The organism is Ralstonia pickettii, assembly GCF_001699815.1.
In the GTDB taxonomy this organism is placed as follows: Bacteria; Pseudomonadota; Gammaproteobacteria; order Burkholderiales; family Burkholderiaceae; genus Ralstonia; species Ralstonia thomasii.
In genome coordinates this window covers 47330-68752 of sequence record NZ_MCGB01000057.1, presented here as the reverse complement: position 1 = coordinate 68752, position 21423 = coordinate 47330, and the positions used below count along the sequence as shown (strand labels likewise).

The following is a 21423-nucleotide window of genomic DNA, read 5'->3' as shown; positions in this document are numbered from 1 at the left end:
CAGCATCCCAAGCAAAACGGCCCGGAGTGACCCGGGCCGTTTTATTTGATGTGGCGCTGTTCGGAGCGATATCAGCCGCGCAGGAAGTGGCGTGCGTAGCGCGGGTTGATGTCCGACAGGCGCAGCAGCGTGAGGAAGTCGGCGACGTTGAAGTCAGGGTCCCAGGCCGGTGCACCGCAGATGCGTGCGCCCAGGCGCAGATAGCCCTTCACGAGCGCAGGCGGCTCGACTTCGAGATCCTGGTTCAGTTCGTCCACCGGCAGTGCCACGCGCGGGAAGGCGTGATACTCGATCGGTGCGAGCGAGCCATCGTCAACGAAGCTGCGATACAGGCTGGCTGCAAAGTGACCGCCATCGCCCATCGACACGCTTGCGCAGCCCAGCATCGATTCGAAACCGTAGCGCTGCATGTATTCGCCCAGGCCGGCCCACAGCGCCATGATGACGCTGCCCGAGCGGTAGTCGCGGTGCACGCACGAGCGGCCAAGCTCGACCATCTTCGGACGCAAGTGCGCCAAGCGCACGAGGTCGAATTCGGATTCGGAATACAGGCAACCGATCTGCTTGGCGGCGTCCGGGCGCAGCACGCGGTAGGTGCCGACCACGCGGAGCGTCTTCTGGTCGCGCACGATCAGGTGGTCGCACACGGCGTCGAACATGTCGACGTCCAGTTCCGTGTGGGCCGAGGGCAGGCGGGCGCCCATTTCTTCGGCAAACACCTTGTAGCGCAGGCGCTGCGCTTCGGTCACTTCATCCTGATGGCGCGCCCACGAAACGGCCAGAACAGGCTTGTCACGCGCCGGAACAGCGTCGGGCGAGCGAGGAAGGCCCCTCCGAGCGTTGCCCAGGTTCAGGCTCGGCAGTGCGTCGATCAATGGCTGGGTGGGCGTCGGCAGGTCTCGCATTCGTGCATCCCAAGGGTGGATTTCGAAGCGATTCTAGAGACGCTGCGTGACAGATCCGCGACAAAAGCGTGTCAACCGTGACCGTTGCGTGAATTTTGCGTGGCGATGCTGTGACCAACGTGATGTGTCACGCGAGATCGGGGTTCACCACCGCGCGCAGCACGGTCTGTGCTTCGTCTTCGCGCATGCGGCGGCAGAGCCACCACACGCCGGCTTTCTTTACGCTCCAGTCCATTTCGGTGCCCGCAATGAGCAGGCTGGCAAGGCGCCCGAGCCACGGCTGATGGCCGACCAGCAGCAGGTTCGTATTCGACGGCCAGTCCAATGCATCGAGGATCGCGCTCACATCTGCGCCAGGCGCGAGCGCGGGCAGCGTCTGGAAATGTTCGGTGAGGGCGCGTGCGGTCTGCTGTGTGCGGACCGCGGGGCTCGCGAGCACGAGCGTGTCTGCCGGCAGGCGAGGGCGCAGCCAATTGGCCATCTTCTCGGCCTGCTTGTGACCGCGCTTGGTGAGTTCTCGCTGGAGATCGGTGTTGCGCTGGATGCGCAAGGATGCGGCCACGTCTTCGGCTTCAGCGTGGCGCCACAGGATGAGGTTCATGGAAAAGGGAGCGGCATTGCATGATGCGGATGCTGTCTTTATAGCATCGTCAGATGACACCATGCGCCGCAATGTGTCGCTCCAAAGCAAAACGGCTTACGTGGTGAACGTAAGCCGTTTTGTTTGCTGCTCAATGCTGGTCGGGGCGGCAGGATTTGAACCCGCGGTCTTCCGGTCCCAAACCGGACGCGTTACCAGACTACGCTACGCCCCGAAGACCGCGATTGTACCGCTTTCGCAACAAGCTGGTCAAATGAGTGTTCGGACAATCATCCCGAGCGCCACGACGCCCGCAAACGCGGCAAATCCTTGCTGGAGCGCCGGCCCTGCAAGATGCCGCGCAAAGCGTCTGCCCACTAGCATGCCGGTCAAGGCGCCGGCGGCAAACGGCAGCGCAATATGCCAATCGACATGCCCGCCGATGGCCGAGGCGACCACACCGCCACCGGACACCAGCGCAATCACCGCCAACGAGGTGGCGACGATGGTTTGCATCGGCAGATCGGTCGCGCGGCGCAATGCGGGCACGATGACAAAGCCGCCGCCCACGCCCAGCAACCCGGACAGGAAGCCTGCGCCCACGCCCGACGCAGCCAATGCGCGCGCGCACGGCAGCGTCCAGACGAGCTTGGCCGTGGTGCTGTCAAGGTGGCAGGGCGGTGCTGTCCGCCTCGGGCGCGGCTCGGTGGACGGTGCTGCGCGCGCTTGCCGGAACATGCGTACCGCCACGTAGGCGAGCACCACTGCAAACAGCAGCGTGAGCGGCGTGTTCGGCACGCGGTGCGCAACCCAGATGCCGAACGGCGAGATCACCACGCCGCACAGCGCCATCAGCCCAGCGGCTTTGTAGCGGACCTTGCGTTCGCGCAAGCCGAGCGTCGCACCCAGCCCGGCGGACAGTCCCACCGCCAGCAGTGCAATGGGCGCAGCTTCCGGCACCGACAGATGCAACCCAAAAATCAGCAGCGGCACCGCGACAATGGCGCCGCCTGCGCCCGTCAGCGCCAGGATCAGGCCAACCACGGAGCCCAGCCCCGCACTGATGATCCAACCCGCTTCCATCGGCGACATGGTCAGCGTCCCGCCATCTTCTTCATGACCTTGCCGCAGTAAAGCTCGGACAGCGTCTGCATGATCTGGATGACCTCGAAGCTGGCGAGCCGGTAGTAGATGTATTTGCCTTCGCGCCGCGTGGCGACAAGGCCCTCGTCGCGCAACACGCCCAATTGCTGCGACAGGCTGGGTTGATGCAGACCGACCAGCGCCTCCAGCTCGCCGACATTGCGCTCGCCCTGCGTGAGCTGGCAGAGCAGCAGCAGGCGGTCTTCGTGGGCCATGGCCTTGAGCACGGCACACGCCTGCGACGCAGAGGCGCGCAGCATGGAAATGGCCGCCTCAGGCAGCGGCACAACATCGGGACTGGCAGTGGAATGGCTCATCGGGGCGTGGTGCGAGGGTTTATTCATGCTGTTTGCGCTATTGGCAGACAGAATGTCAGACGATATTCTATAAAAATATAGATTGTTCGGGAAAGTCCACCATGCACGCCCAGATCGAATCCTTCTTCGACCCCGATACCTGCACCATGACCTACGTCGTGCACGCGGGGCCCGGCTCGCCCTGTGCCGTGATCGATTCGGTACTCGACTACGACCCCAAATCGGGCCGCACGACGACCCGCTCGGCCGACCGCGTTGCGGCGTTCATCGAAGCGCAGGACTTGCGCATCGAATGGCTACTGGAGACCCACGCGCATGCCGATCACCTGTCGGCTGCGCCGTGTCTGCGTGGGCGTTACGGCGGGCGTATCGCCATCGGTGAGCGCATTCGCGTCGTGCAGGGCGTGTTCAAGCCGATCTTCAACCTCGAGCCCGCGTTCCAGCTCGATGGCTCCCAGTTTGACCATCTGTTTGCGCCGGACGAGGTGTTCCATATCGGCAATCTGGAAGCAAAGGCACTGGCCGTGCCGGGCCACACGCCGGCAGACATGGCGTATCAGGTGGGCGATGCGGTGTTTGTGGGCGACACGCTGTTCATGCCGGACGTGGGCACCGCGCGCTGCGATTTTCCGGGAGGGAATGCGGGCACGCTGTACCAGTCGATCCGCCGCTTGCTGGATCTGCCGCCGGACACGCGCCTCTACATGTGCCACGACTATCCGCCCGGTGGGCGCGAAGCCGTGTGCCACACAACGGTGGCCGAGCAGCGCCGCGCCAACATCCATGTGCGCGATGGCGTGACCGAGGCCGAGTTCGTGCAGATGCGCACGAAGCGCGATGCCACGCTCGGCATGCCGACGCTGATGCTGCCGGCCATTCAGGTGAACATTCGCGCGGGCATGTTGCCTCCGGCCGAGCCAAACGGCGTGCAGTACCTCAAGATTCCTCTGAACGCGCTGTAACGGCTCAGGGAGCGAGCAGCGCGGCACGCGCAGCAGTCAGCACTTGGCGGCTGAGTTCATCGAGCAGCGCCGAGGCCGCCCGCGCATGCTGCCAATACAGCGGAACGTCCAACGGCGTATCCGGCACCAGCTCGACCAGCGAGCCGTCTTCAAGATGCTGCGCAATCAGCGCATGCGGATGCAGCCCCCAGCCCATGCCGGCCACGGCCGCGGTCACAAACGCCTGCGACGACGGCAGCAGATGGCGCGGCAGTTCCACATGTCGATGGCACAGGCGCCTGGCCCAGGTGGCCTGCAACGCATCCTTGGTGTTGAACACGAGGCAGGGCGCTTGCGCCAGTTCTCCTGCGCGGACGCCGTCTGCGAAATGTTGCTGTACGAAAGCGGGGCTGGCCGCAGCCAGATAACGCATGGCTCCAAGAGGACGGCTGTTGCACCCTGTGGCCGGCCGCGCGGTGGCGGTAACGGCTGCCAGCACGGCGCCGCTGCGCAGCCATTCACCGGTGTGATCCTGATCATCCACCGCCACCTCCATCAGCACCGGGTGGGCTGCTGCGAATGTGGCGATCGCTGGCGCGAGCCACGTCGCCAGGCTGTCGGCGTTCACGGCAATGGGCAGCGCAACACGCGCCGCGTCCTCTGGCGCCAGCGTCGGCAACGTGCCTTGCAGTTCCTGTTCGAGCAGGCGCACGCGGTCGACGTGCTGGCAAAGCCGCCGGCCGGTCTCGGTGGGGCGGCACGGCTGGTCGCGCACGACCAGCGCGCAGCCGACGCGTTCTTCCAGCAACCGGATGCGCTGCGAAATGGCCGACGGCGTGACATGCAGTGCGCGGGCTGCCCGCTCGAAACTGCCTTCTCGGATGACGGCAGCCAACGCCGCCAGGGCGGAATAATCCAGCACGTGAGTTAGGAAAACTGAATCAAATGAAGAAAAGATAGTTTGTCTTCATTCAATCGGGCCGGCAAGCTGCGCGCATGACGACCTCGATAGCGACTTCCTCTTCCGTCTTCCTGCAGGGCCTGGCCCTGAGCCTGGGCCTGATCGTGGCCATCGGCGCGCAGAACGCGTTCGTGCTACGTCAGGGCCTGCGCCGTGAGCATGTGGGCAGCGTCGTGCTGTTCTGTGCGATGGCCGATGCGGTGCTGATCCTGGCGGGCGTGCTTGGTATGGCGCAGGCCCTGGGCGAGCGGCCCAGTCTCGCGCGATTCCTCGGGTTGGCGGGCGCCGCATTCCTGTTGCTGTATGGCGTGCAGGCGCTGCGGCGGGCCCGGCATTCCAACCAGTTACGGGCCGTCGCGGGCGGAGATGGCCTCAGCCGGCGCGCAGCGTTGGCGCAGGCGGCAGCTTTTACGCTGCTCAATCCGCATGTGTATCTGGACACGGTGCTGCTCGTGGGCAGCATTGGCGCGCAGCAAGCCTCGGCATTGCGTGGCTGGTTTGTGGCGGGGGCAGGGTCGGCCAGCCTGTTCTGGTTTGTATCGCTGGGGTTTGGCGCGCGCTGGCTCGCACCGTGGTTTGCCCGGCCCAAGGCGTGGCAGGTATTGGATGGGTTGATTGGCGTGACGATGCTGGTGCTGTCCGCCTTGCTGCTGCATCACGCCCTGCGCGGATTTTGATTCGATTCCGCTACCCGTTACGCCACCGCCGCCAGCACGCCCTTGCGCGCGCGGAGGACCCCCAGCGACTTCAACAGCGCATGCCCCTGCAGCGTGACGCGCGGCGCGCTCACGCCGGGGCTCAGGCGTTCCAGCGTAATGAGCTGGAGCGCCAGCAGCGTTTCCATATCCAGCGTAACCAGGTCACGTGGTTGCGAGTCGCCGCACAGCAGAACCAGTGCGTCGCCTTCGCCTTCGCCGGTGCCACGCCCAAGGGCGACATGGTGTGCGCATTCACCGGCGTGCTGCGTGCGGGCAGGTTGGAGGCCGTCTGGCACGTTCTGTCGGACCGGGCCACAAGCGGCGAAGGCACCCGGTGATGACCAACGCCGACACGTTTGCGCGTGTCTCGGAATAGGCTGCGGCCTCAGCCGCGCTTTCGTGCGTGGCGCATCTGCGGTTCGGCGGCAGGTTGCGCGAGCGGCCGGAGGTTCATCTTGTCGAACATGCGGCGGGCGCGGTCGGTGCAGTCTTCGCCGTCGGGCTCGTGGTCGACTTCGCGGATGAGCGCAAGCAAGTCGCGCTTGTTTTGCGCCAGGCGCTGCTCAAGCACGCCGATTTCCGCGACCTTGCTGTGCAGCGCCTGCAGAAGTTCTTCGCGTGGCCACGCGCCCTGGTGTCCGGGCAAGAGGGCGCGAATCTCTTCCAGCGAGAACCCCGCGCTTTGCGCGCGCAGGATGATCTGCAGCCGCGTGACGGATTCCGGCGCGTACTCCCGATAGCCATTGGACTGCCGCTCAGCCGGCTGCAACAGGCCGCTGGCTTCATAGAACCGGATGCGCGAGGCGGCCACGCCGCTCAGGCGCGCCAGTTCACCAATCTTCATGTGCGTGCTCCGCAGACTTGACATTCAAGTTGACTTTAAGCTTAGGGTTGAGGTCTCGTCAAATGTCAAATCCCACGCGGATGCCACCATGAAGCTCTTCACGCCCCTCGTTCTGCCCAACGGCGCGGTGATCCCAAATCGCCTTGCCAAAGCCGCCATGGAAGAAAACATGGCCGATGCCGATCACGCGCCTTCCGACGCGTTGCTGCGCCTGTATGAGGCGTGGGCGGCAGGTGGCGCGGGCTTGATCCTGACCGGCAACGTGATGATCGACCACCGCGCCATGACCGGCCCGAACGGCGTCGTCCTCGAAGACGGCGCGCATCTCGAGCGCTTCCGCCGCTGGGCCCAGGTGGCGCGTGCGCACGGCGCGCATGCGTGGGTGCAGATCAACCATCCGGGGCGCCAGATGCCGGCATCGCTCGGGCAGCCGACGCTGGCGCCGTCGGCAGTTCCGCTGGCGTTGGGCGCGCTGTCCAAGCAGTTTCCGGTGCCGCGCGAGATGACCGAGGTGGATATCGGCGAAGTCCAGCAGCGCTTCACGCGCAGCGCGCAACTGGCCGAGCAGAGCGGCTTTACCGGCGTGCAGATCCACGCCGCCCATGGCTATCTGCTGAGCCAGTTTCTGTCGCCCATTTCCAACCGGCGGCAGGATCAGTGGGGCGGCCCGATCGAAAACCGTGCGCGCCTGCTGCTCGATATCGTGCGCAGCGTGCGTGCCGCCGTGTCGCCGCAGTTCGTGGTGGCGGTCAAGCTGAACTCGGCCGATTTCCAGCGCGGCGGCTTCAGCCCTGACGATGCGAAGCAGGTGGTCGAGCTGCTCAACCCGCTGGGCGTCGATCTGGTCGAACTGTCCGGCGGCAGCTATGAAGTGCCTGCCATGCAAGGGCACGCGCGCGACGGCCGCACGCTTGCCCGCGAAGCGTATTTCCTGGAATTTGCGCGCGACATTGCCGCCATCGCACGCATGCCGCTGATGGTCACGGGCGGCATCCGGCGTCGGGCGGTGGCGGAGCAGGTGGTCGACAGCGGTGTCGATATGGTGGGCATTGCGACTGCGCTGTCCATCGAACCAAACCTGCCGCGCGACTGGGCTGGCGGCAAGAACAACGCGCCCGCGCTGCAGACCATCACGTGGAAGAACAAGGCGCTGGGCGCACTGGCCAACATGGCGGTCGTCAAGTTTCAGCTCAACCGGCTGAGCGAGGGGCGCACGACGGACCCGCGCGTGTCGCCGCTGCGCGCGCTGATTCAGCAGCAACTGGCCGCAGCGTGCCAGTCGCGGCGCTATCGTCGATGGACGGCGCAACGCCAGGCGCGCTAGCGCGTATTTTCTGACCGGACCGGCGCAGCCTTACCGATGCGCCGCGTCTCTTGTAGATTCATGTTTTGCCTCCGATCGGAAAGCACGACATGAAACACGTCACTCTGCCCAACGGCGAACGCGTCCCTGCACTCGGCATGGGCACCTGGAACATGGGCGACGACCGCGCCACGCGCGCCGAAGAAATCGCCACGCTGCGCCTGGGCCTCGACCTGGGTTTGCGCCTGATCGACACCGCCGAGATGTACGGCGAAGGCCTCTCTGAATCGCTGATTGGCGAGGCCATTGCCGGGCGGCGCGATGAAGTCTTTCTGGTGAGCAAGGTCTATCCGCACAACGCCAGTCGGCGCGGCATTGCTGCGGCGTGCGAGCGCAGCCTGCGCCGCCTCGGCACCGACCGCCTCGATCTGTACCTGCTGCACTGGCGCGGCGATGTGCCGTTCGACGACACGCTGGAAGGCCTGCAGGCCCTGCAGCGCGAGGGCAAGATCCGCCAGTACGGCGTGAGCAATCTCGACCTCTCCGACATGCAGGAATGGTGGGACGTGCCCGGCGGCGATCAGATTGCCGTCAACCAGCTGCTCTACAACCTCAGCCGGCGCGGCATCGAATGGGATGTGTTGCCCTGGCTGCGCGAGCGCCGTGTGCCGGTGATGGCCTATTCGCCCATCGAGCAGGCGCGGCTCATTCGGCATCCGAAGCTGGTGCGCTTCGCGCAGGCGTGCGGCATGACGCCGGCACAGGTGGCGCTGGCGTGGCTGCTGGCGCGCGACGACATCATCGCGATTCCCAAGACCGGCCATCGTGACCGGCTGCGCGAAAACATCGGCGCGTTATCGCACACGCTCACGGCTGAGCAGCTTGCGATGCTGGACAGCATCTTCCCGCCGCCCAAGGGGCCGAGCGCGCTGGAGATGCTGTAACCGCTCAGCGCGACTTCGCCAGGTAGCGCGCGTGATCGACGTAGCCCATCAGGTAGACGCGGGCTTTGTCGCGTGTGTCTTTGGTGACGCGGTCGGCTGCCTTGCGCGCGCCGGACGACGACATCGACGCGCTGAGGTGATCGCGGAAACCGTCGTGCATGGTGCGCAGGTCGCCTTCGCAGGCGTCGAGCGCGGAGGCGACCACGGCCTTCGTCTGCGTGGTGCCCGGCACGCCGCTATCTGCCTGGCGCTGGACGCACGCCATGTAGTTGGCACGCAGCGTCTGCCAGCCGTTGTCTGCGCTGGCAGCAGTGGCCGCGGCGGCGGCGCTGGTCGAGTCGACGGGCTGCTGTTGCGGGTGCGAAGCGCAAGCACCGAGCAAGACCAGCAGGACGAGAGACGTACAGGTGAGGGCGTTTTTCATGGCATGGACTGTACTGCACGGCCTCGCTGCTTGCGCTAGGCCAAGTCGACCTCGATGCACGCCGTAACATTTGGAAACGAAAAAGCGGGCTGACGAAACGCCCTGGGCTGAATCCGCCGCACGACCGATTTCACATTTCGCTGCGCCGATGCATCGACCGCGCGCCCGGCCGAGGTTCAGTGCGCCACGCGCCAACGGCAAACCGCGACGTGCGAGGCAAAAAGTTCGGACAGTCGAGCAAAAAGCCCCGTGGGCCGAGCTCTGATCCTCAAGCGCCGAGCAAAAAGCTCGGCACGCGGAGCAAAAAGCTCGGCACGCGGAGTAAAAAGCTCGACTCGCCGAGTAAAAAGCTCGACTCGCCGAGTAAAAAGCTCGAGGCGCGGAGCAAAAAGCCTCAACCCTCGAGTTCCGATCTCCGCGCGTCGAGCTAAATGCCTCGTGACTGAGGGTTTCTCAGCGCATCTGGGGCACTCCAGTTCACCGCCGTCGGCCAGCGTCTTCAGTGCGGCGATGACGATGGAGGCGCGCTCCACCTCGAAGAACTCGCGCAACGCCTGGATGCGCCGCATCAACCGTTGCGGAAGATGAAGCTGTACGCGTTGAGTGCCGGCACACCGCCTAAATGTGCGTAGAGCACGCGCGAGCCCGCAGGAAATTCACCGTTGCGCACCATGTCGATCATGCCGTGCATGGATTTCCCCTCGTACACCGGGTCGGTCAGCATGGCTTCCTGGCGCGCGCACAGGCGAATCGCTTCAAGCGTGCCTTCGTTGGGCAGGCCGTATTCCGGGCCGCCATAGCGCGTGTCGAGCACCACGTCCCTTTCGGTGATGTTGCGGCCGAGGTCGACCAGCTCGGCGGTGTGCTGCGCAATGCGGAGAATCTGCGCGCGCGTCTGTTCCGGCTTGGCCGAGGCATCGATGCCGATCACCTTATCGGCCCGGCCATCCGCCGCAAAGCCGACGACCATGCCGGCCTGCGTGCTGCCCGTGACCGAGCACACCACGATGTAGTCGAACTTGAAGCCCAGCTCCGCTTCCTGCTGGCGCACTTCCTCAGCAAAGCCCACAAAGCCCAGTCCGCCAAGCGGGTGTTCGGAGCAGCCGGCCGGAATCGGGAACGGCTTGCCGCCGCGCTTGCGCACGTCGTCCATGGCCTGCTCCCAACTGGGCCGGATGCCGATGTCGAAGCCCGCAGAATCGAGGCGCACATCGGCGCCCATGATCCGCGACATCTCGATATTGCCGACGCGGTCGTACACGGCGTCGGAGTAGTTCACCCAGTTTTCCTGCACCAGCACGCACTTCAGACCGAGGTGCGCCGCCACGGCGGCCACCTGGCGCGTCTGGTTCGACTGAATGCCGCCAATGGACACCAGCGTGTCGTACCCGCCTTCCAGCGCTTCCGGGATCAGGTATTCCAGCTTGCGCGTTTTATTGCCGCCGAAGGCCAGGCCGCTGTTGCAGTCTTCGCGCTTGGCAAACAACTCCACCTTGCCGCCCAGGTGCGCGCTCAATCGTTTCAGCGGCTGGATGGGCGTCGGGCCGAACGTCAGGGGATAGCGGGGAAATCGCTGCAGGTTCATGAGGGGGCTCCTTCAGTGCCGCGAATGGCGGGATGTCGGAAACCAATGGTACGCAGAGCGCTACGAAATGAGGTTGCAAAGATCGTCTACTATCCAGAACTTAGCTGATCGTAGATCGGATTAATAATCTCTTTATTTCTTAAAAATGAAAAAGAGCGAAACAAAATTGCAGGAGCGCCCTGACGCGTCGGCGGCTTCTGCGCGCCACGCCTTGGATCGCACTGATCGCGCGATTCTCAGGGCGCTCCAGCGCGATGCGTCTATCTCCAACGTGGCCCTCGCGGCCAAGGTAAACCTCAGCCCGCCGGCCTGCCTGCGCCGCGTGGAACGGCTCAAGGAGCTGGGGCTGATCAAGGGGATTGTTGCGCTGCTCGATCCTCGTGCGCTGGATCTGGGGTCGCTGGTGATGATCGGCGTCGTGCTGGATCGCTCGACGCCGGAATCGTTCACGGCATTTGAGAAAGCGGTGCAGAAGGTGCCCGGTTGCCTGGAATGCCACGTCGTGACGGGCGAATTCGATTACTTCATGCTCGTGCGCACGAAAGACAACGAAGGCTACAACCGGCTCCACGCCGAACAGCTGCTGTATCTGCCGGGCGTGCGGCAGATCCGGACGTTCATGGTGCTCAAGCAGGTGCTGTCGACGACGGAGCTGCCAGTGGCGTAGCGTCGCTTGGCCGGGCGGGGCGGAGGTTCAGCCCTTGCGCTGGTCCATCAGGCGGTTCCAGAGCATGCCGGCCCGGTTGCCGCTCCTGCAATACGCGAGGATGGGCTTGGGCAGCGTATCGACCAATACGCCGAATGCCGCGACGTCTGCATCGCCAATGCCGTTTGGCTCGACAGGCAGGTAGCGCGCTTCCAGGCCGAGTTCGCGGGCGGCAGCGGCAATGACTTCAAAGGAGGGCTGGTCGCTGCTCTCGCCATCTGGGCGGTTGCAGATCACCGAGCGGAAACCTGCATTGCGGATGGCCTTGAGATCCGCCGGCATGATCTGTCGCGAAGCGGTCAACCCGCTCGATGCCGTGGCGCGGCATTGCTCGATCGCGCGCTGGAAACAGACAGCGGCAAAATCGACGTCGTGCTCGGTCGCAAAGCGGCCCAGGCTGATCCGCACGGTGCGGCCTGCGGCATCGGCATCCAGGCCGATGGCCGTCAGCACGTGCGAGGGCGTGCCCGCAGCGGAGTTGCACGCCGATGTGGACGACACGGCAAGGTCGTCGCCGAGCATCATCGGCAAGAAGCCGGGCGCGTTGACCGTGAGGCTGAGGGTGTGGGGAATGCGGCGTGCCACATCGGCGTTCTGCACCACGTCGCCGAGGGCCAGCACCGCTGCCTTCAGCCGCTGGCTCAGCGCAGCAATGCGGGCGGTCTCGTGCTCCAGCTCTTCAGCGGCCAATTCACACGCCACGCCCATACCGACGATCTGATGCGTCGCCAGCGTGCCCGAGCGCAGGCCGCGCTCGTGGCCGCCGCCGTGGATTTGCGGTGCAATGCGCGAGGCAATGTCGCGGCGGACATACAGTGCGCCGATCCCCTTGGGGCCATACACCTTGTGGGCGGACATCGAGAGCATGTCGATGCCGAGCGCTCGCACATCGATCGGCGTCTTGCCGAGTGCCTGTGCGGCGTCGACGTGGAACAGCGCGCCGGCGGCATGCACGATCTGCGCGATCGCGCCAACGTCGGTCAGCGTGCCCAGCTCGTTGTTCACCAGCATCAGCGATACGAGACCGGTGTCGGGCGTCATCGCAACGGCCACGGCTTCAGGCGTAATTTCGCCGTCGCGTGTTGGCGTGAGATACGTCACCGAACGGCCGCGCGCCGACAGGTTCGCCATCGTGTCGAGAATGGCCTTGTGTTCGATGCGGCTGGTGATGAGGTGGCGCTTGCCTGTGGCGGCGTCTGCATAGCCCTTCAGCGCGAGGTTGTTGGATTCGGTGGCGCCCGACGTCCAGATGATCTCGTCGGCATCAGCGCCAATGAGCGCGGCGACTTGCTCGCGCGCTTGCTCGACCTTGTTCCGCGCGACGCGGCCGGTCGCATGTGAACTCGACGCAGGGTTGCCGAAGGCGCCTTCCATGCCAAGGCAGGCGGTCATGGCCGCAATCACGCGTGGGTCGGCCGGCGTGGTGGCTGCGTAGTCGAGGTAGTGGAGGGTGTTGCTGTCGCTCATTTCGTTTCTGTGCTGCGGTGGAGGCAGGGAAAATGATACGGCGGACAGCCCAGAAAAATAATTCAAAGTTTCCTGTGAGTTGCTCGATGTGGCAGAAAATATTCCCTAAAATTAAGAATCTATAGAAGATAATTTTTACACCGAAATGGACGCCATTGACCGCGAACTACTGAGGCTGTTGCAGGCCGATGCGACGCTGCCCATCGCAGAGCTTGCGCAGCGCGTGAACCTCTCCCAAACACCGTGCTGGAAGCGGGTGCAGCGACTCAAGGACACGGGCGTCATCCGCGCCCAGGTGGCGCTGTGCGACGCACGCAAGCTGGGCGTCGGCACCACGGTATTCGTGGCCGTGCGCACCGATCAACACACCGAGAAATGGGCGCAGCGTTTCACGCAGGTGGTGCGCGATATGCCCGAGGTGGTGGAGGTCTACCGGATGAGCGGCGAGATGGACTATCTGCTGCGTGTGGCGGTGGCGGGCATTGAAGATTACGACCGCGTGTACAAACACCTCATCAAGTCCGTTCCGCTGTCGGATGTGAGCTCATCGTTTTCGATGGAGCAGATCAAGTATTCGACTGCGCTGCCGGTGCGGGATGGGGGGCAGGGGGATTGAGGGCTTGGGTGGAGGCACTGTCCGCGCAATTAGCCAAGCAGCGTGAGTCGTTGTCGGAACGCATTGCGCGCGCGCTGGCTCCCGAAGCCGGGGCGGCCCCGGTCGGCATCAGCACAAAAGACGATCGAATCTATATCTCCTTCAATAGCGACGAAGGTTTCGCCTCCGGCCGAGCAGACCTTATGCTGATGCTCGCGCGCCAACTCGACCGGCTCGCCACCGTGCTTGCCGACACGCGTGGCAAGGTGACCGTCCTCGGGCACACCGACGATGCCCCCGGCCCGCGCGATCGCATGGAGTCGAACCTCGCGCTGTCAACCGCACGCGCCACGGCGGTCGCGCGACATCTTCAAGAGCGCGGGATCGCTTCGGATCGCTTGTCCATCATTGGTCGTGGCGTGAAAGATCCCGTTGGAGACAACCGCACCGCCGCGGGCAGGGCGTTGAACCGACGCGTGGAGATCATTCTTGAAAGCGTGCCAACTTCGCAGCCAACAAGCCCTCAGCAATAGGGGGGCACGAGGCTAATCTGTGTGGCGAGTGGTGGGGGGAAAGTGGCGTTGAGGGTCAGTCGAGATTGTGGGATACGTGCCAAGGATAAAATCTGAGCAGACTTTCCCGTGCTCACTCGTTCAACCGTCGCGGTGACGCTTAACGTAAGTGCTTGATCCATAAGGATCTTTGGCCTGCCCAGAGGGATTCGAACCCCCGACCGTCGGCTTAGAAGGCCGATGCTCTATCCAACTGAGCTATGGGCAGATATGCAGATGTGCAGGCTGCCCAGGCATACCAAAAACGCGCGGCCTCCGGGTGCCTGGGAGGCCGCGATTCTAACAGATGGGATGTTGCGCAGCGCTAGTGCTGGGGCGGGATTTCCGGTGGTAGCTCGCCGGGTGGTAGTTCGATTGGGGGCGTTTGGGGTTCGGGGTCGTGCACCGGGTCATGCACTGGTTCATCGGGCGGCGGCATTTCGGGCGGCGGGGGCGGGGGCTGCTCGGGCGGCTGCGGCGGCGTGATGTGGGCGCGCTTGGTCAGATCGGGCAAAGCGGGCATGGGCTGCCTCCATACATGGGTCGAATTCGGGGTTTGCCCTAATCGAGCCCGCAAGCGTCGTTCCTGCGCCTCATCCAAAAGGCCACATACCTAAAATACGTACCCCCCAATTGGGGGGATTTTTGATACATTTCGTGGCGTCGGGTAGTGCCACACAACAATAACGTTCCATTCGAAATTCCGCGCAATGACGCGGAACATCGTGCCTACGCACGCCAAACGGGCGTGACGAAGCCTTTTCGGTTCCGACCAGACGGGAAATCAGGGAGTCTTGTTTGGGCAGCCATGGAGCGATCCATGAGGCTGCTGTGTTTCGCCATGGCTGCAGGGGGGCCAGGTGAGGCGCTAGCCATGGGGCAGGGAGGAAACAATGAGCACGCGTCATGCACGACGCCCGGCAGGGTCGTCACGCACCACTTACATCCGTAGCGCCCAGAGTGGGCGCATCGGCGATCGTTCCAGCCCGAGCGATCATCGTCTGCCGCCCAGCGGAGTACCGCGCATGCTGTTGTGGCTGCTGGCCGCGACAGTCCTCTTCGCAGTGGCGAACTACACGCTGAAGCTGTTCGGCTGAAGCAAGGCCGGATCGCCTTACAACACCTTCCCCGGATTCATCAGGCCGCGCGGGTCCAGCGCCTGCTTGATCGCGCGCATGGCGGCCAGTTCAACGGGGCTCTTGTAGCGCGCGTTGTCTTCGCGCTTGAGCTGGCCGATGCCGTGTTCGGCTGAGATGGAGCCGCCGTGCGCATGCACGCTGTCGTGCACGATGCGGTTGATGCCGTCCTGGTTGGCCAGGAAAGCATCGTGCGCATGGCCTTCCGGCGGCGACACGTTGTAGTGCAGATTGCCATCGCCAAGATGGCCGAACGTCACCATGCGGATGTTGGGGTAGGCCGCGGCCAGCGCGCGGTCGGTCACGTCAATGAAGTCGGCAATGCGCGAAATGGGCACGCCAATATCGTGCTTGATGTTCTTGCCTTCATCGGCCTGCGCCAGCGGAATGTGCTCGCGCAGGTTCCAGAAGTCGCGCGACTGGGCCACTGATTCCGCCACCGCCGCATTGTCGATCACGCCGCGAGCGAGCGCGTCTTCCATGAGCGATTCGAACAGCGCGCGCGCGTGGTCTTCGCTTTCCAGATCGGACAATTCCAGCAGCACGTATTGCGGATACGCCTGCGTGAACGGCACGCGCAACTGCGGGTAATGCTTGCGCACGAGGTCCAGGCAAAACGCCGACATCAGCTCGAAGCCCGTCAGCAGCGTTCCTGCATGGCCTTGCGCCAGCGATAGAAACGCCAGCGCCTGACGCGGCGATTGCAGGGCCGCCAGCGCAGTCACCTTGGCGCGCGGTTGCGGAAACAGCTTCAGCATCGCCCCAGTGATGATGCCGAGCGTGCCTTCCGCGCCGATCAGCAGGTCACGCAGGTCGTAGCCGGTGTTGTCCTTGCGAAGGCCGCGCAGGCCGTTCCACAGTTCGCCGTTGGGCAGCACCGCTTCGATGCCGAGGCACAATTCGCGCGCGTTGCCGTAGCGCAGGACCGCGGTGCCGCCAGCATTGGTCGCAAGATTGCCGCCGATTGTGCAACTGCCTTCTGCAGCCAGACTCAGCGGGAAGAGGCGGTCGGCATCTGCGGCGGCCTGCTGCACGTTGGCCAAGATGCAGCCGGCATCCACGGTGATGGTGTTGTTGATCGGGTCGACGGCGCGCACGCGCTGCATGCGCTGCAACGAGATCACCACCGCGTCGCCTTTCATGTCGGGCGTGGCGCCGCCGCACAAGCCGGTGTTGCCGCCTTGCGGGACGATGGGCACGCCGTGTTCGCCGCATAGGCGCACGAGCGCCGCCACCTCGTCTGCGCTCCCCGGGCGCAACACTGCGCGTGCGCGCCCCGAAAAGCGCTTGCGCCAGTCCGTGAGATAAGGCGCCTGGTCTTCAGGTGCAGTCAGGACGTGCGTTGCACCGATAGCTTCAACGCAGGCTTGAAGAAAGGCATTGTGAATCATGGCGGATCAGGATCTGTGGCCGGCGCGTGCTTTGGCCGCGCGCTTGAATGGTCGCAGGTAGAGGATGGTTGCGGTGAAGAACACCACGCTGAGCACCACCTCGCCCCATGCGAGCGAGCGCGAAAGCCCGACGTCCGATGTCGCCCGCACGATGCCTTCGGTAAAGAACAGCAGGATGAACATGGACGCCCATTGCATCGTGTAGCGGTTCTTGCGCAGCACGCCGGGCAGCGGCCATGCCAGCAGCAGCGCCTTGAGCGCCAGCCAGGAGCCGCCCGGGCGCACGGGCGCGAGCCACAACTCCCACGCCGCACACAGGAGGATCAACGCGATGAGGCTGGCTGCACCGAGCAGAGCCAGTGCCCGGGATTCGGTGACGACGTTGTTGGGGGAGGTCATGCGGCGAGCTTGAGAGCGGTCTGCGCCAGCCGCCGGCCCATGGCTGTGGCGAGCGTGCGTTCGTGGGCGGTCAGCGGTGCAGTATCGCCGCGATGCGCAACGTGAGACGGCCCGTATGGCGTGCCGCCGGCTTCAGTCGAAAGCAGTTCGCTGTGCTGATACGGCAGGCCAAGGACGACCATACCGTGGTGCAGCAGCGGCAGCATCATCGAGAGCAGGGTGGTTTCCTGCCCGCCGTGCATGCTCCCCGTGGAGGTGAACACACATGCCGGCTTGCCGGCCAGTGCGCCCGCTAGCCATTGCGGCGTGGTGCCATCCAGGAAGTACTTGAGCGGCGCAGCCATGTTGCCAAAGCGTGTGGGCGAGCCCAGCGCCAGGCCCACGCATTCTTCAAGATCGCGTACTTCCACGTAGGGCGGGCCGCCGTCGGGCACGTCGGGCTGCGTGGCTTCGCAGACAGTGGAGACGGCCGGCACCGTGCGCACCCGCGCCTGGGCGCCGTCGACGCTTTCAATGCCTTGCGCAATGGCTTCGGCCAATGCGCGCGTGCTGCCGTGACGGCTGTAGTACAGGACCAGGATATCTTTCATAACAAAGCGTGGAGAGCGTCGCGGTATTATAGTTGCGCCCCCCAACCCCGCCTCCCGCCTCATTTTTCATGCTTTTTGACACCCGTGCGCTTCGCAAATGGAATGCCGCCAAGCTGCGTGCGCTGGCGCGTTACGCCTTGCGCCGCGCCGGTGAAGACCACCTGCCGCAAGTGGCTGGTAGCCTGACATTCACGACGGTGCTGTCGTTGGTTCCGATTTTGACGGTGGCGTTTGCGCTGTTCACGGCATTCCCGATGTTCAAGAGCTTCCGGGCGGACATCGAAGGCTACATGTTCAGCAACCTCGTGCCGGGCAGCATCAGTCGGCCGATCCTGACGTATCTGAATCAGTTTTCCACCAACGCCAAGGGGCTGACGGCAGCGGGCCTGATCGGCCTGGTCGTGACGTCGGTAATGACATTGCTCACCGTCGAGAACGCATTGAACGCGATCTGGCGCGTGCGTCATCGTCGGCCGCTGGCGCATCGCGTCCTGGTGTTCTGGGCGCTGATGACATTTGCGCCGGTGCTGATTGGCGCGAGCCTGTCGGTCAGTTCGTACCTCGTGTCGATTTCGGCGGGCTATGTGCACAAGCTGCCGTTTGGTCTGGGCGTGATCGTCAGCCTGGTCCCGATCCTGCTGTCGGCGATTGCATTTGCGATGCTCTACGTATTCGTGCCGAATACCAACGTGGAACGGCGCGATGCGTTCATTGCCGGCCTGATTGCCGCCGGGGCATTTGAAATCGCCAAGCGCGTCTTTGGCGCTTACGTCGCGCATATCCCCACCTACACGGCCGTCTACGGCGCGTTTGCCACGCTGCCGATCTTCCTGACGTGGATCTATGTGAGCTGGCTGGTGACGCTGCTCGGTGCGACCATCGCCTCGACGCTGCCGATCATCCGGCAGGGCTACTGGCAGCGGCGCACATTTCCGGGCAGCGAGTTCTTTGATGCGCTGGGTGTTCTGTTGCTGCTGTATCGCGCGCGAGAACAGGCGCCGCGTACGGTCGCCGAGCGCGATATTGGCCGGCGCCTGCAGTTGGAAGCCGATTACCTGGTTGACCTGCTGACCAAGCTGAAGGCACTGCACCTGATCGGCAAGCTGCAGCAGGATCGCGGTGAGACCCACTGGGCGCTGCTGTGCGATGTGCACACGACCACGCTGCGGCCGCTCTATGAAAGGCTGGTGTTGAATCTGCCGCGCTTGCCGCGCACTGCCTTGGCGCGCCATCTGGGTGACACGCGCGCGCTGGTCAGCCAACTGCAGAATCCCGCGCTCGACGCCACGCTCGAGAGCATTTTCACGACTGGCGAACGCGGGGTGGCGGCGGCTGCGCAGGCTGCTATGGCACCGGCGCCGGCTTCAGCAGTGCCCGCCGCTGCCAACGCGAGCGCCTGACGTTTCAGAACGGGATCTTGCCCGTCCAGATGTCGCGATACATCACCCAGTCACCCAGCAAGCTGTAGAAGGGGTGGCGGAAGGTGGCGGGCCGGTTCTTCTCGAACCCGAAATGTCCGACCCACGCGAACGCGTAACCGCTCACGGCCGCCCCCAGCAACCACCACAGGTTGCCCGTGAACACCAGGAGGATCAAACACACCAGCGCCACCGTCGAGCCGACAAAGTGCAGGCGCCGGCAGGTGCGATCCCGGTGCTCACTCAGGTAGTACGGATAGAACTCGGCGAAGCTGCCGAAGCTGCGGGTGTCGGTGGTGCCCATGATGCGTCTCCAGGAGGCGACTTATGCGGCGACCGTGTCTCGTTCGCGTGCAAAGGCGATCAGCGCGTCGAGTGTGCCGTCGGGGCATTCTCCCATGATCGCGTGCCCGCCAGGCAGCCCCACAACGCGGCTGCCGGCCAGTCCTGCCGCAACCTGACGGCCGGCTTTTGCTGGCGTCATCTGATCTTTTTCTCCCACAATCACGAGTGACGGGCACTTCGCGGCGGCCATGGCTTCGGCGCCGCGCGCATAGGCATTGCAGGCAGCAAAATCTGTGTGGAAGACGGGCGCGTCCGTGCCGCGCGCTATCCGTTCCATCAGCCGCTGGCTGCCGCCATGCATCCAGAAGCCCGGCCCCGGCGCTGACGGCTTGTTCGCCAGGCTGGAATGCGACCAGGTATTCACCATATCAATGGCGGCCGGCGTGTTGTTGAGCGCGGCGTCAAGCAGCGCATCCGACACCTTCATCGGCCAGGCCGTCGCTACCAGCGCGATGCGGCGCACGCGACTGGCGTACCGTGACGCGCACTCCAGCGCAATCAGCGAGCCCATGCTGTGGCCGACCACAACCACTGGCTGGGTGACGCCGGCTGCGTGCACGAGCGCCATCACCCAGTCGGCCATGGCTTCCACGGTCTGCAGAGGGGCGCCGGCGCTGCGACCGTGGCCCGGCAGATCGACCGCCAGCACGCTGAAGCCGTGATGCGCGAACCATCGCGTCTGCAGGCCCCAGACCGAATGGTCGTTCTGCGCGCCATGCACGAAGACGACGCAGGGCAGTTCGGCGTTGAACGGTTTGCCGCCGGTGTAGGCGTAGGCGCGCTCGCTTTGTACGGTCCATTCCATCACCGGGCTCCCGTTGCTTTGACGGCGGCTTTGCCCGGCACGGCCGACATCGCGCGCTCGGCAGCTTTCAGGCCGCGCTTGAGATCGTCGATCAGGTCGTCGGCGTCTTCAAGGCCGATGGAGAGGCGGATCGTGCCTTCGCTGATGCCGGCTGCGGCCAGCGCGTCGGCGTCCATGCGGAAGTGCGTTGTCGACGCGGGGTGGATGACCAGCGAGCGCGCATCGCCCACGTTGGCAAGGTGCGAGAACAGTCCGAGCGATTCGATGAACTGCTGGCCGGCACGCCGATCACCGCGCAGATCGAAGCTGAACACCGCGCCGCTGCCACGCGGCAGCAGGCGCTTGGCCAGTGCGTGATCGGGGTGCGATTCCAGCTCCGGGTAGGCGACCGACGCCACCATTGGGTGGCTCGCCAGGAAGGCGACGATGCGGCGGGCGTTGTCCACATGTCGCGCCATGCGCAGCGGCAGTGTCTCGATGCCTTGCAGCAGTTGCCATGCGGCCATCGGGTTCATGCAGGCGCCGAAGTCGCGCAGGCCCTCGCGGCGCGCTCGCAGCAGGAAGGGCGCGACGGTGCTCTCCTCGGCAAACACCATGTCGTGAAAGCCCGCGTACGGCTCGGTCAGTTCGGGGTGCTTACCGGCGGCCACGTAGTCGAATGTGCCCCCGTCGACAAGCACGCCGCCGATGGTCGTGCCATGCCCGCCCAGGAACTTGGTGGCCGAGTGATAGACGAGATCTGCGCCATGCGCGAACGCCTGCAGCAGCCAAGGCGTGGTGAAGGTCGAGTCGACCAGCAGGGGCACGCCCGCGTCATGCGCAATCGATGCAATGGTCGGGATGTCGAGCACATCCAGCCCCGGGTTGCCGAGCGTCTCGCCAAACAGCAGCCGCGTGTTCGGGCGGATGGCAGCGCGCCAGCCATCGATGTCGCCGGGTTTGACGAAGGTTGTCTCGATACCGAAGCGGCGCAGCGTGTAGTGCAGCAAGTTGTGCGAGCCGCCATACAGCGCCGAGGACGCGACGATATGCGAGCCGGCACCCATCAGCGTGACGATGGCCAGATGCAGCGCCGCCTGCCCCGAAGCCGTGGCGATGGCGCCTACGCCGTTTTCCAGCGCGGCCATGCGCTCTTCGAACACGGCAACGGTCGGGTTGGAGATGCGCGAGTAGACGTGGCCCGCGCGTTCCATATTGAACAATGACGCCGCATGTTCGCTGTCGCGGAACACAAAGGACGTGCTCAGGTGAATCGGCGTGGCGCGTGCGCCGGTGGCCGGGTCGGGCGCGGCGCCGGCATGCAGGGCCAGCGTGTCGAAGCGGGCTTTGGACATGGATTCAGGCACCCGGAAAGGGCGCGGGAACAGGTTTGAAC

The 21423-nt window shown here is 64.6% G+C and carries 26 protein-coding genes and 2 tRNA genes; 9 read left to right on the top strand and 19 right to left on the bottom strand.

Annotated features, from left to right (window positions below):
- Positions 1–71: 71 nt before the first annotated feature.
- The 5 genes from BEK68_RS08175 to BEK68_RS08155 form a co-directional block, all read right to left on the bottom strand.
- The gene (locus BEK68_RS08175; protein ID WP_004634231.1) at positions 72–905 is read right to left on the bottom strand and encodes a GNAT family N-acetyltransferase; all 834 of its coding nucleotides are present in this window, start codon (positions 903–905) and stop codon (positions 72–74) included.
- A 127-nt stretch (positions 906–1032) separates the two neighbouring features.
- The gene (gene sixA, locus BEK68_RS08170) at positions 1033–1506 is read right to left on the bottom strand and encodes a phosphohistidine phosphatase SixA (RefSeq protein ID WP_004634229.1); all 474 of its coding nucleotides are present in this window, start codon (positions 1504–1506) and stop codon (positions 1033–1035) included.
- Positions 1507–1643: 137 nt separating this feature from the next.
- Positions 1644–1720: transfer RNA gene (locus BEK68_RS08165), tRNA-Pro, on the bottom strand.
- 35 nt (positions 1721–1755) lie between these two features.
- Positions 1756–2577: a sulfite exporter TauE/SafE family protein gene (locus BEK68_RS08160; protein WP_004634226.1), complete on the bottom strand. Its 822-nt coding sequence runs from the start codon at positions 2575–2577 to the stop codon at positions 1756–1758.
- Positions 2578–2579: 2 nt separating this feature from the next.
- Positions 2580–2945 carry an ArsR/SmtB family transcription factor gene (locus BEK68_RS08155; protein WP_012435947.1) on the bottom strand — a complete coding sequence of 122 codons (366 nt, stop codon included), beginning with the start codon at positions 2943–2945 and terminating at the stop codon, positions 2580–2582.
- A gap of 101 nt (positions 2946–3046) precedes the next feature.
- On the opposite strand from BEK68_RS08155, the gene BEK68_RS08150 reads away from it, so the two are divergent.
- Entirely contained in the window at positions 3047–3907 is an 861-nt protein-coding gene (locus BEK68_RS08150) for an MBL fold metallo-hydrolase (RefSeq protein WP_012435946.1), read from the top strand.
- Positions 3908–3911: 4 nt separating this feature from the next.
- Here BEK68_RS08150 and BEK68_RS08145 read toward each other — a convergent pair whose 3' ends face one another.
- Complete coding sequence (locus BEK68_RS08145; RefSeq protein ID WP_012435945.1) at positions 3912–4808, bottom strand: LysR family transcriptional regulator ArgP; 897 nt, start codon at positions 4806–4808, stop codon at positions 3912–3914.
- A gap of 74 nt (positions 4809–4882) precedes the next feature.
- Between BEK68_RS08145 and BEK68_RS08140 the strand changes: the two genes are divergently transcribed.
- On the top strand, positions 4883–5524 hold the full coding sequence (locus BEK68_RS08140; protein ID WP_012435944.1) for a LysE/ArgO family amino acid transporter: 642 nt from the start codon (positions 4883–4885) through the stop codon (positions 5522–5524).
- Between the two features lie 17 nt (positions 5525–5541).
- On the opposite strand, the gene BEK68_RS08135 is transcribed toward BEK68_RS08140, so the two are convergent.
- Positions 5542–5841, bottom strand: a complete 300-nt coding sequence (locus BEK68_RS08135; protein ID WP_012435943.1) for a hypothetical protein — start codon at positions 5839–5841, stop codon at positions 5542–5544.
- Positions 5842–5930: 89 nt separating this feature from the next.
- Positions 5931–6389 (bottom strand): MerR family transcriptional regulator, encoded by a 459-nt coding sequence (locus BEK68_RS08130; RefSeq protein ID WP_012435942.1) that lies wholly within the window; start codon positions 6387–6389, stop codon positions 5931–5933.
- Between the two features lie 88 nt (positions 6390–6477).
- Here BEK68_RS08130 and BEK68_RS08125 point away from each other — a divergent pair, with 88 nt between their 5' ends.
- Entirely contained in the window at positions 6478–7713 is a 1236-nt protein-coding gene (locus BEK68_RS08125; protein ID WP_012435941.1) for an NADH:flavin oxidoreductase/NADH oxidase family protein, read from the top strand.
- Positions 7714–7802: 89 nt separating this feature from the next.
- A complete protein-coding gene (locus tag BEK68_RS08120; protein ID WP_012435940.1) occupies positions 7803–8636 on the top strand; it encodes an aldo/keto reductase in 834 nt (277 codons plus the stop codon).
- Positions 8637–8640: 4 nt separating this feature from the next.
- Here BEK68_RS08120 and BEK68_RS08115 read toward each other — a convergent pair whose 3' ends face one another.
- Positions 8641–9060 (bottom strand): hypothetical protein, encoded by a 420-nt coding sequence (locus BEK68_RS08115; protein WP_004634211.1) that lies wholly within the window; start codon positions 9058–9060, stop codon positions 8641–8643.
- 568 nt (positions 9061–9628) lie between these two features.
- Positions 9629–10645 (bottom strand): 1-aminocyclopropane-1-carboxylate deaminase, encoded by a 1017-nt coding sequence (locus BEK68_RS08105; RefSeq protein WP_012435939.1) that lies wholly within the window; start codon positions 10643–10645, stop codon positions 9629–9631.
- Between the two features lie 145 nt (positions 10646–10790).
- Here BEK68_RS08105 and BEK68_RS08100 point away from each other — a divergent pair, with 145 nt between their 5' ends.
- Positions 10791–11312 (top strand): Lrp/AsnC family transcriptional regulator, encoded by a 522-nt coding sequence (locus BEK68_RS08100; protein WP_004634206.1) that lies wholly within the window; start codon positions 10791–10793, stop codon positions 11310–11312.
- A 27-nt stretch (positions 11313–11339) separates the two neighbouring features.
- Here BEK68_RS08100 and BEK68_RS08095 read toward each other — a convergent pair whose 3' ends face one another.
- On the bottom strand, positions 11340–12818 hold the full coding sequence (locus BEK68_RS08095; protein ID WP_012435938.1) for an aminotransferase class V-fold PLP-dependent enzyme: 1479 nt from the start codon (positions 12816–12818) through the stop codon (positions 11340–11342).
- A 145-nt stretch (positions 12819–12963) separates the two neighbouring features.
- On the opposite strand from BEK68_RS08095, the gene BEK68_RS08090 reads away from it, so the two are divergent.
- Together BEK68_RS08090 and BEK68_RS08085 are read left to right on the top strand one after the other, a co-directional pair.
- Positions 12964–13434 (top strand): Lrp/AsnC family transcriptional regulator, encoded by a 471-nt coding sequence (locus BEK68_RS08090; RefSeq protein ID WP_012435937.1) that lies wholly within the window; start codon positions 12964–12966, stop codon positions 13432–13434.
- An 8-nt stretch (positions 13435–13442) separates the two neighbouring features.
- The gene (locus tag BEK68_RS08085) at positions 13443–13946 is read left to right on the top strand and encodes an OmpA/MotB family protein (protein ID WP_012435936.1); all 504 of its coding nucleotides are present in this window, start codon (positions 13443–13445) and stop codon (positions 13944–13946) included.
- A 170-nt stretch (positions 13947–14116) separates the two neighbouring features.
- Here the strand turns inward: BEK68_RS08085 and BEK68_RS08080 are convergent.
- A tRNA-Arg gene (locus tag BEK68_RS08080) sits at positions 14117–14193 on the bottom strand.
- Positions 14194–14289: 96 nt separating this feature from the next.
- Complete coding sequence (locus BEK68_RS24780) at positions 14290–14487, bottom strand: hypothetical protein (RefSeq protein ID WP_012435935.1); 198 nt, start codon at positions 14485–14487, stop codon at positions 14290–14292.
- A 370-nt stretch (positions 14488–14857) separates the two neighbouring features.
- Here BEK68_RS24780 and BEK68_RS08075 point away from each other — a divergent pair, with 370 nt between their 5' ends.
- Positions 14858–15061: a hypothetical protein gene (locus BEK68_RS08075; protein WP_004634192.1), complete on the top strand. Its 204-nt coding sequence runs from the start codon at positions 14858–14860 to the stop codon at positions 15059–15061.
- 17 nt (positions 15062–15078) lie between these two features.
- Here the strand turns inward: BEK68_RS08075 and BEK68_RS08070 are convergent, their stop codons facing one another.
- The 3 genes from BEK68_RS08070 to wrbA are packed head-to-tail and all read right to left on the bottom strand — an operon-like array spanning position 15079 to position 17480.
- Positions 15079–16491, bottom strand: a complete 1413-nt coding sequence (locus BEK68_RS08070) for an FAD-binding oxidoreductase (RefSeq protein WP_012435934.1) — start codon at positions 16489–16491, stop codon at positions 15079–15081.
- A gap of 6 nt (positions 16492–16497) precedes the next feature.
- On the bottom strand, positions 16498–16890 hold the full coding sequence (locus tag BEK68_RS08065) for a DUF2069 domain-containing protein (RefSeq protein ID WP_012435933.1): 393 nt from the start codon (positions 16888–16890) through the stop codon (positions 16498–16500).
- Positions 16887–17480 (bottom strand): NAD(P)H:quinone oxidoreductase, encoded by a 594-nt coding sequence (gene wrbA, locus BEK68_RS08060; RefSeq protein WP_012435932.1) that lies wholly within the window; start codon positions 17478–17480, stop codon positions 16887–16889. Before wrbA ends, BEK68_RS08065 begins: the two co-directional genes overlap by 4 nt.
- 68 nt (positions 17481–17548) lie before the next feature.
- On the opposite strand from wrbA, the gene BEK68_RS08055 reads away from it, so the two are divergent.
- Positions 17549–18880, top strand: coding sequence for a YihY family inner membrane protein (locus BEK68_RS08055; protein WP_012435931.1), 1332 nt, complete (start codon positions 17549–17551; stop codon positions 18878–18880).
- Between the two features lie 4 nt (positions 18881–18884).
- Here BEK68_RS08055 and BEK68_RS08050 read toward each other — a convergent pair whose 3' ends face one another.
- From BEK68_RS08050 to BEK68_RS08040, 3 genes are read right to left on the bottom strand one after another with little or no spacing between them, the layout of a single operon-like run.
- Positions 18885–19202, bottom strand: a complete 318-nt coding sequence (locus BEK68_RS08050; protein WP_012435930.1) for an Mpo1-like protein — start codon at positions 19200–19202, stop codon at positions 18885–18887.
- 21 nt (positions 19203–19223) lie between these two features.
- Positions 19224–20048 (bottom strand): alpha/beta fold hydrolase, encoded by an 825-nt coding sequence (locus tag BEK68_RS08045; RefSeq protein ID WP_012435929.1) that lies wholly within the window; start codon positions 20046–20048, stop codon positions 19224–19226.
- Complete coding sequence (locus BEK68_RS08040) at positions 20048–21382, bottom strand: O-acetylhomoserine aminocarboxypropyltransferase (protein WP_024541702.1); 1335 nt, start codon at positions 21380–21382, stop codon at positions 20048–20050. Before BEK68_RS08040 ends, BEK68_RS08045 begins: the two co-directional genes overlap by 1 nt.
- Positions 21383–21423: the final 41 nt, after the last annotated feature.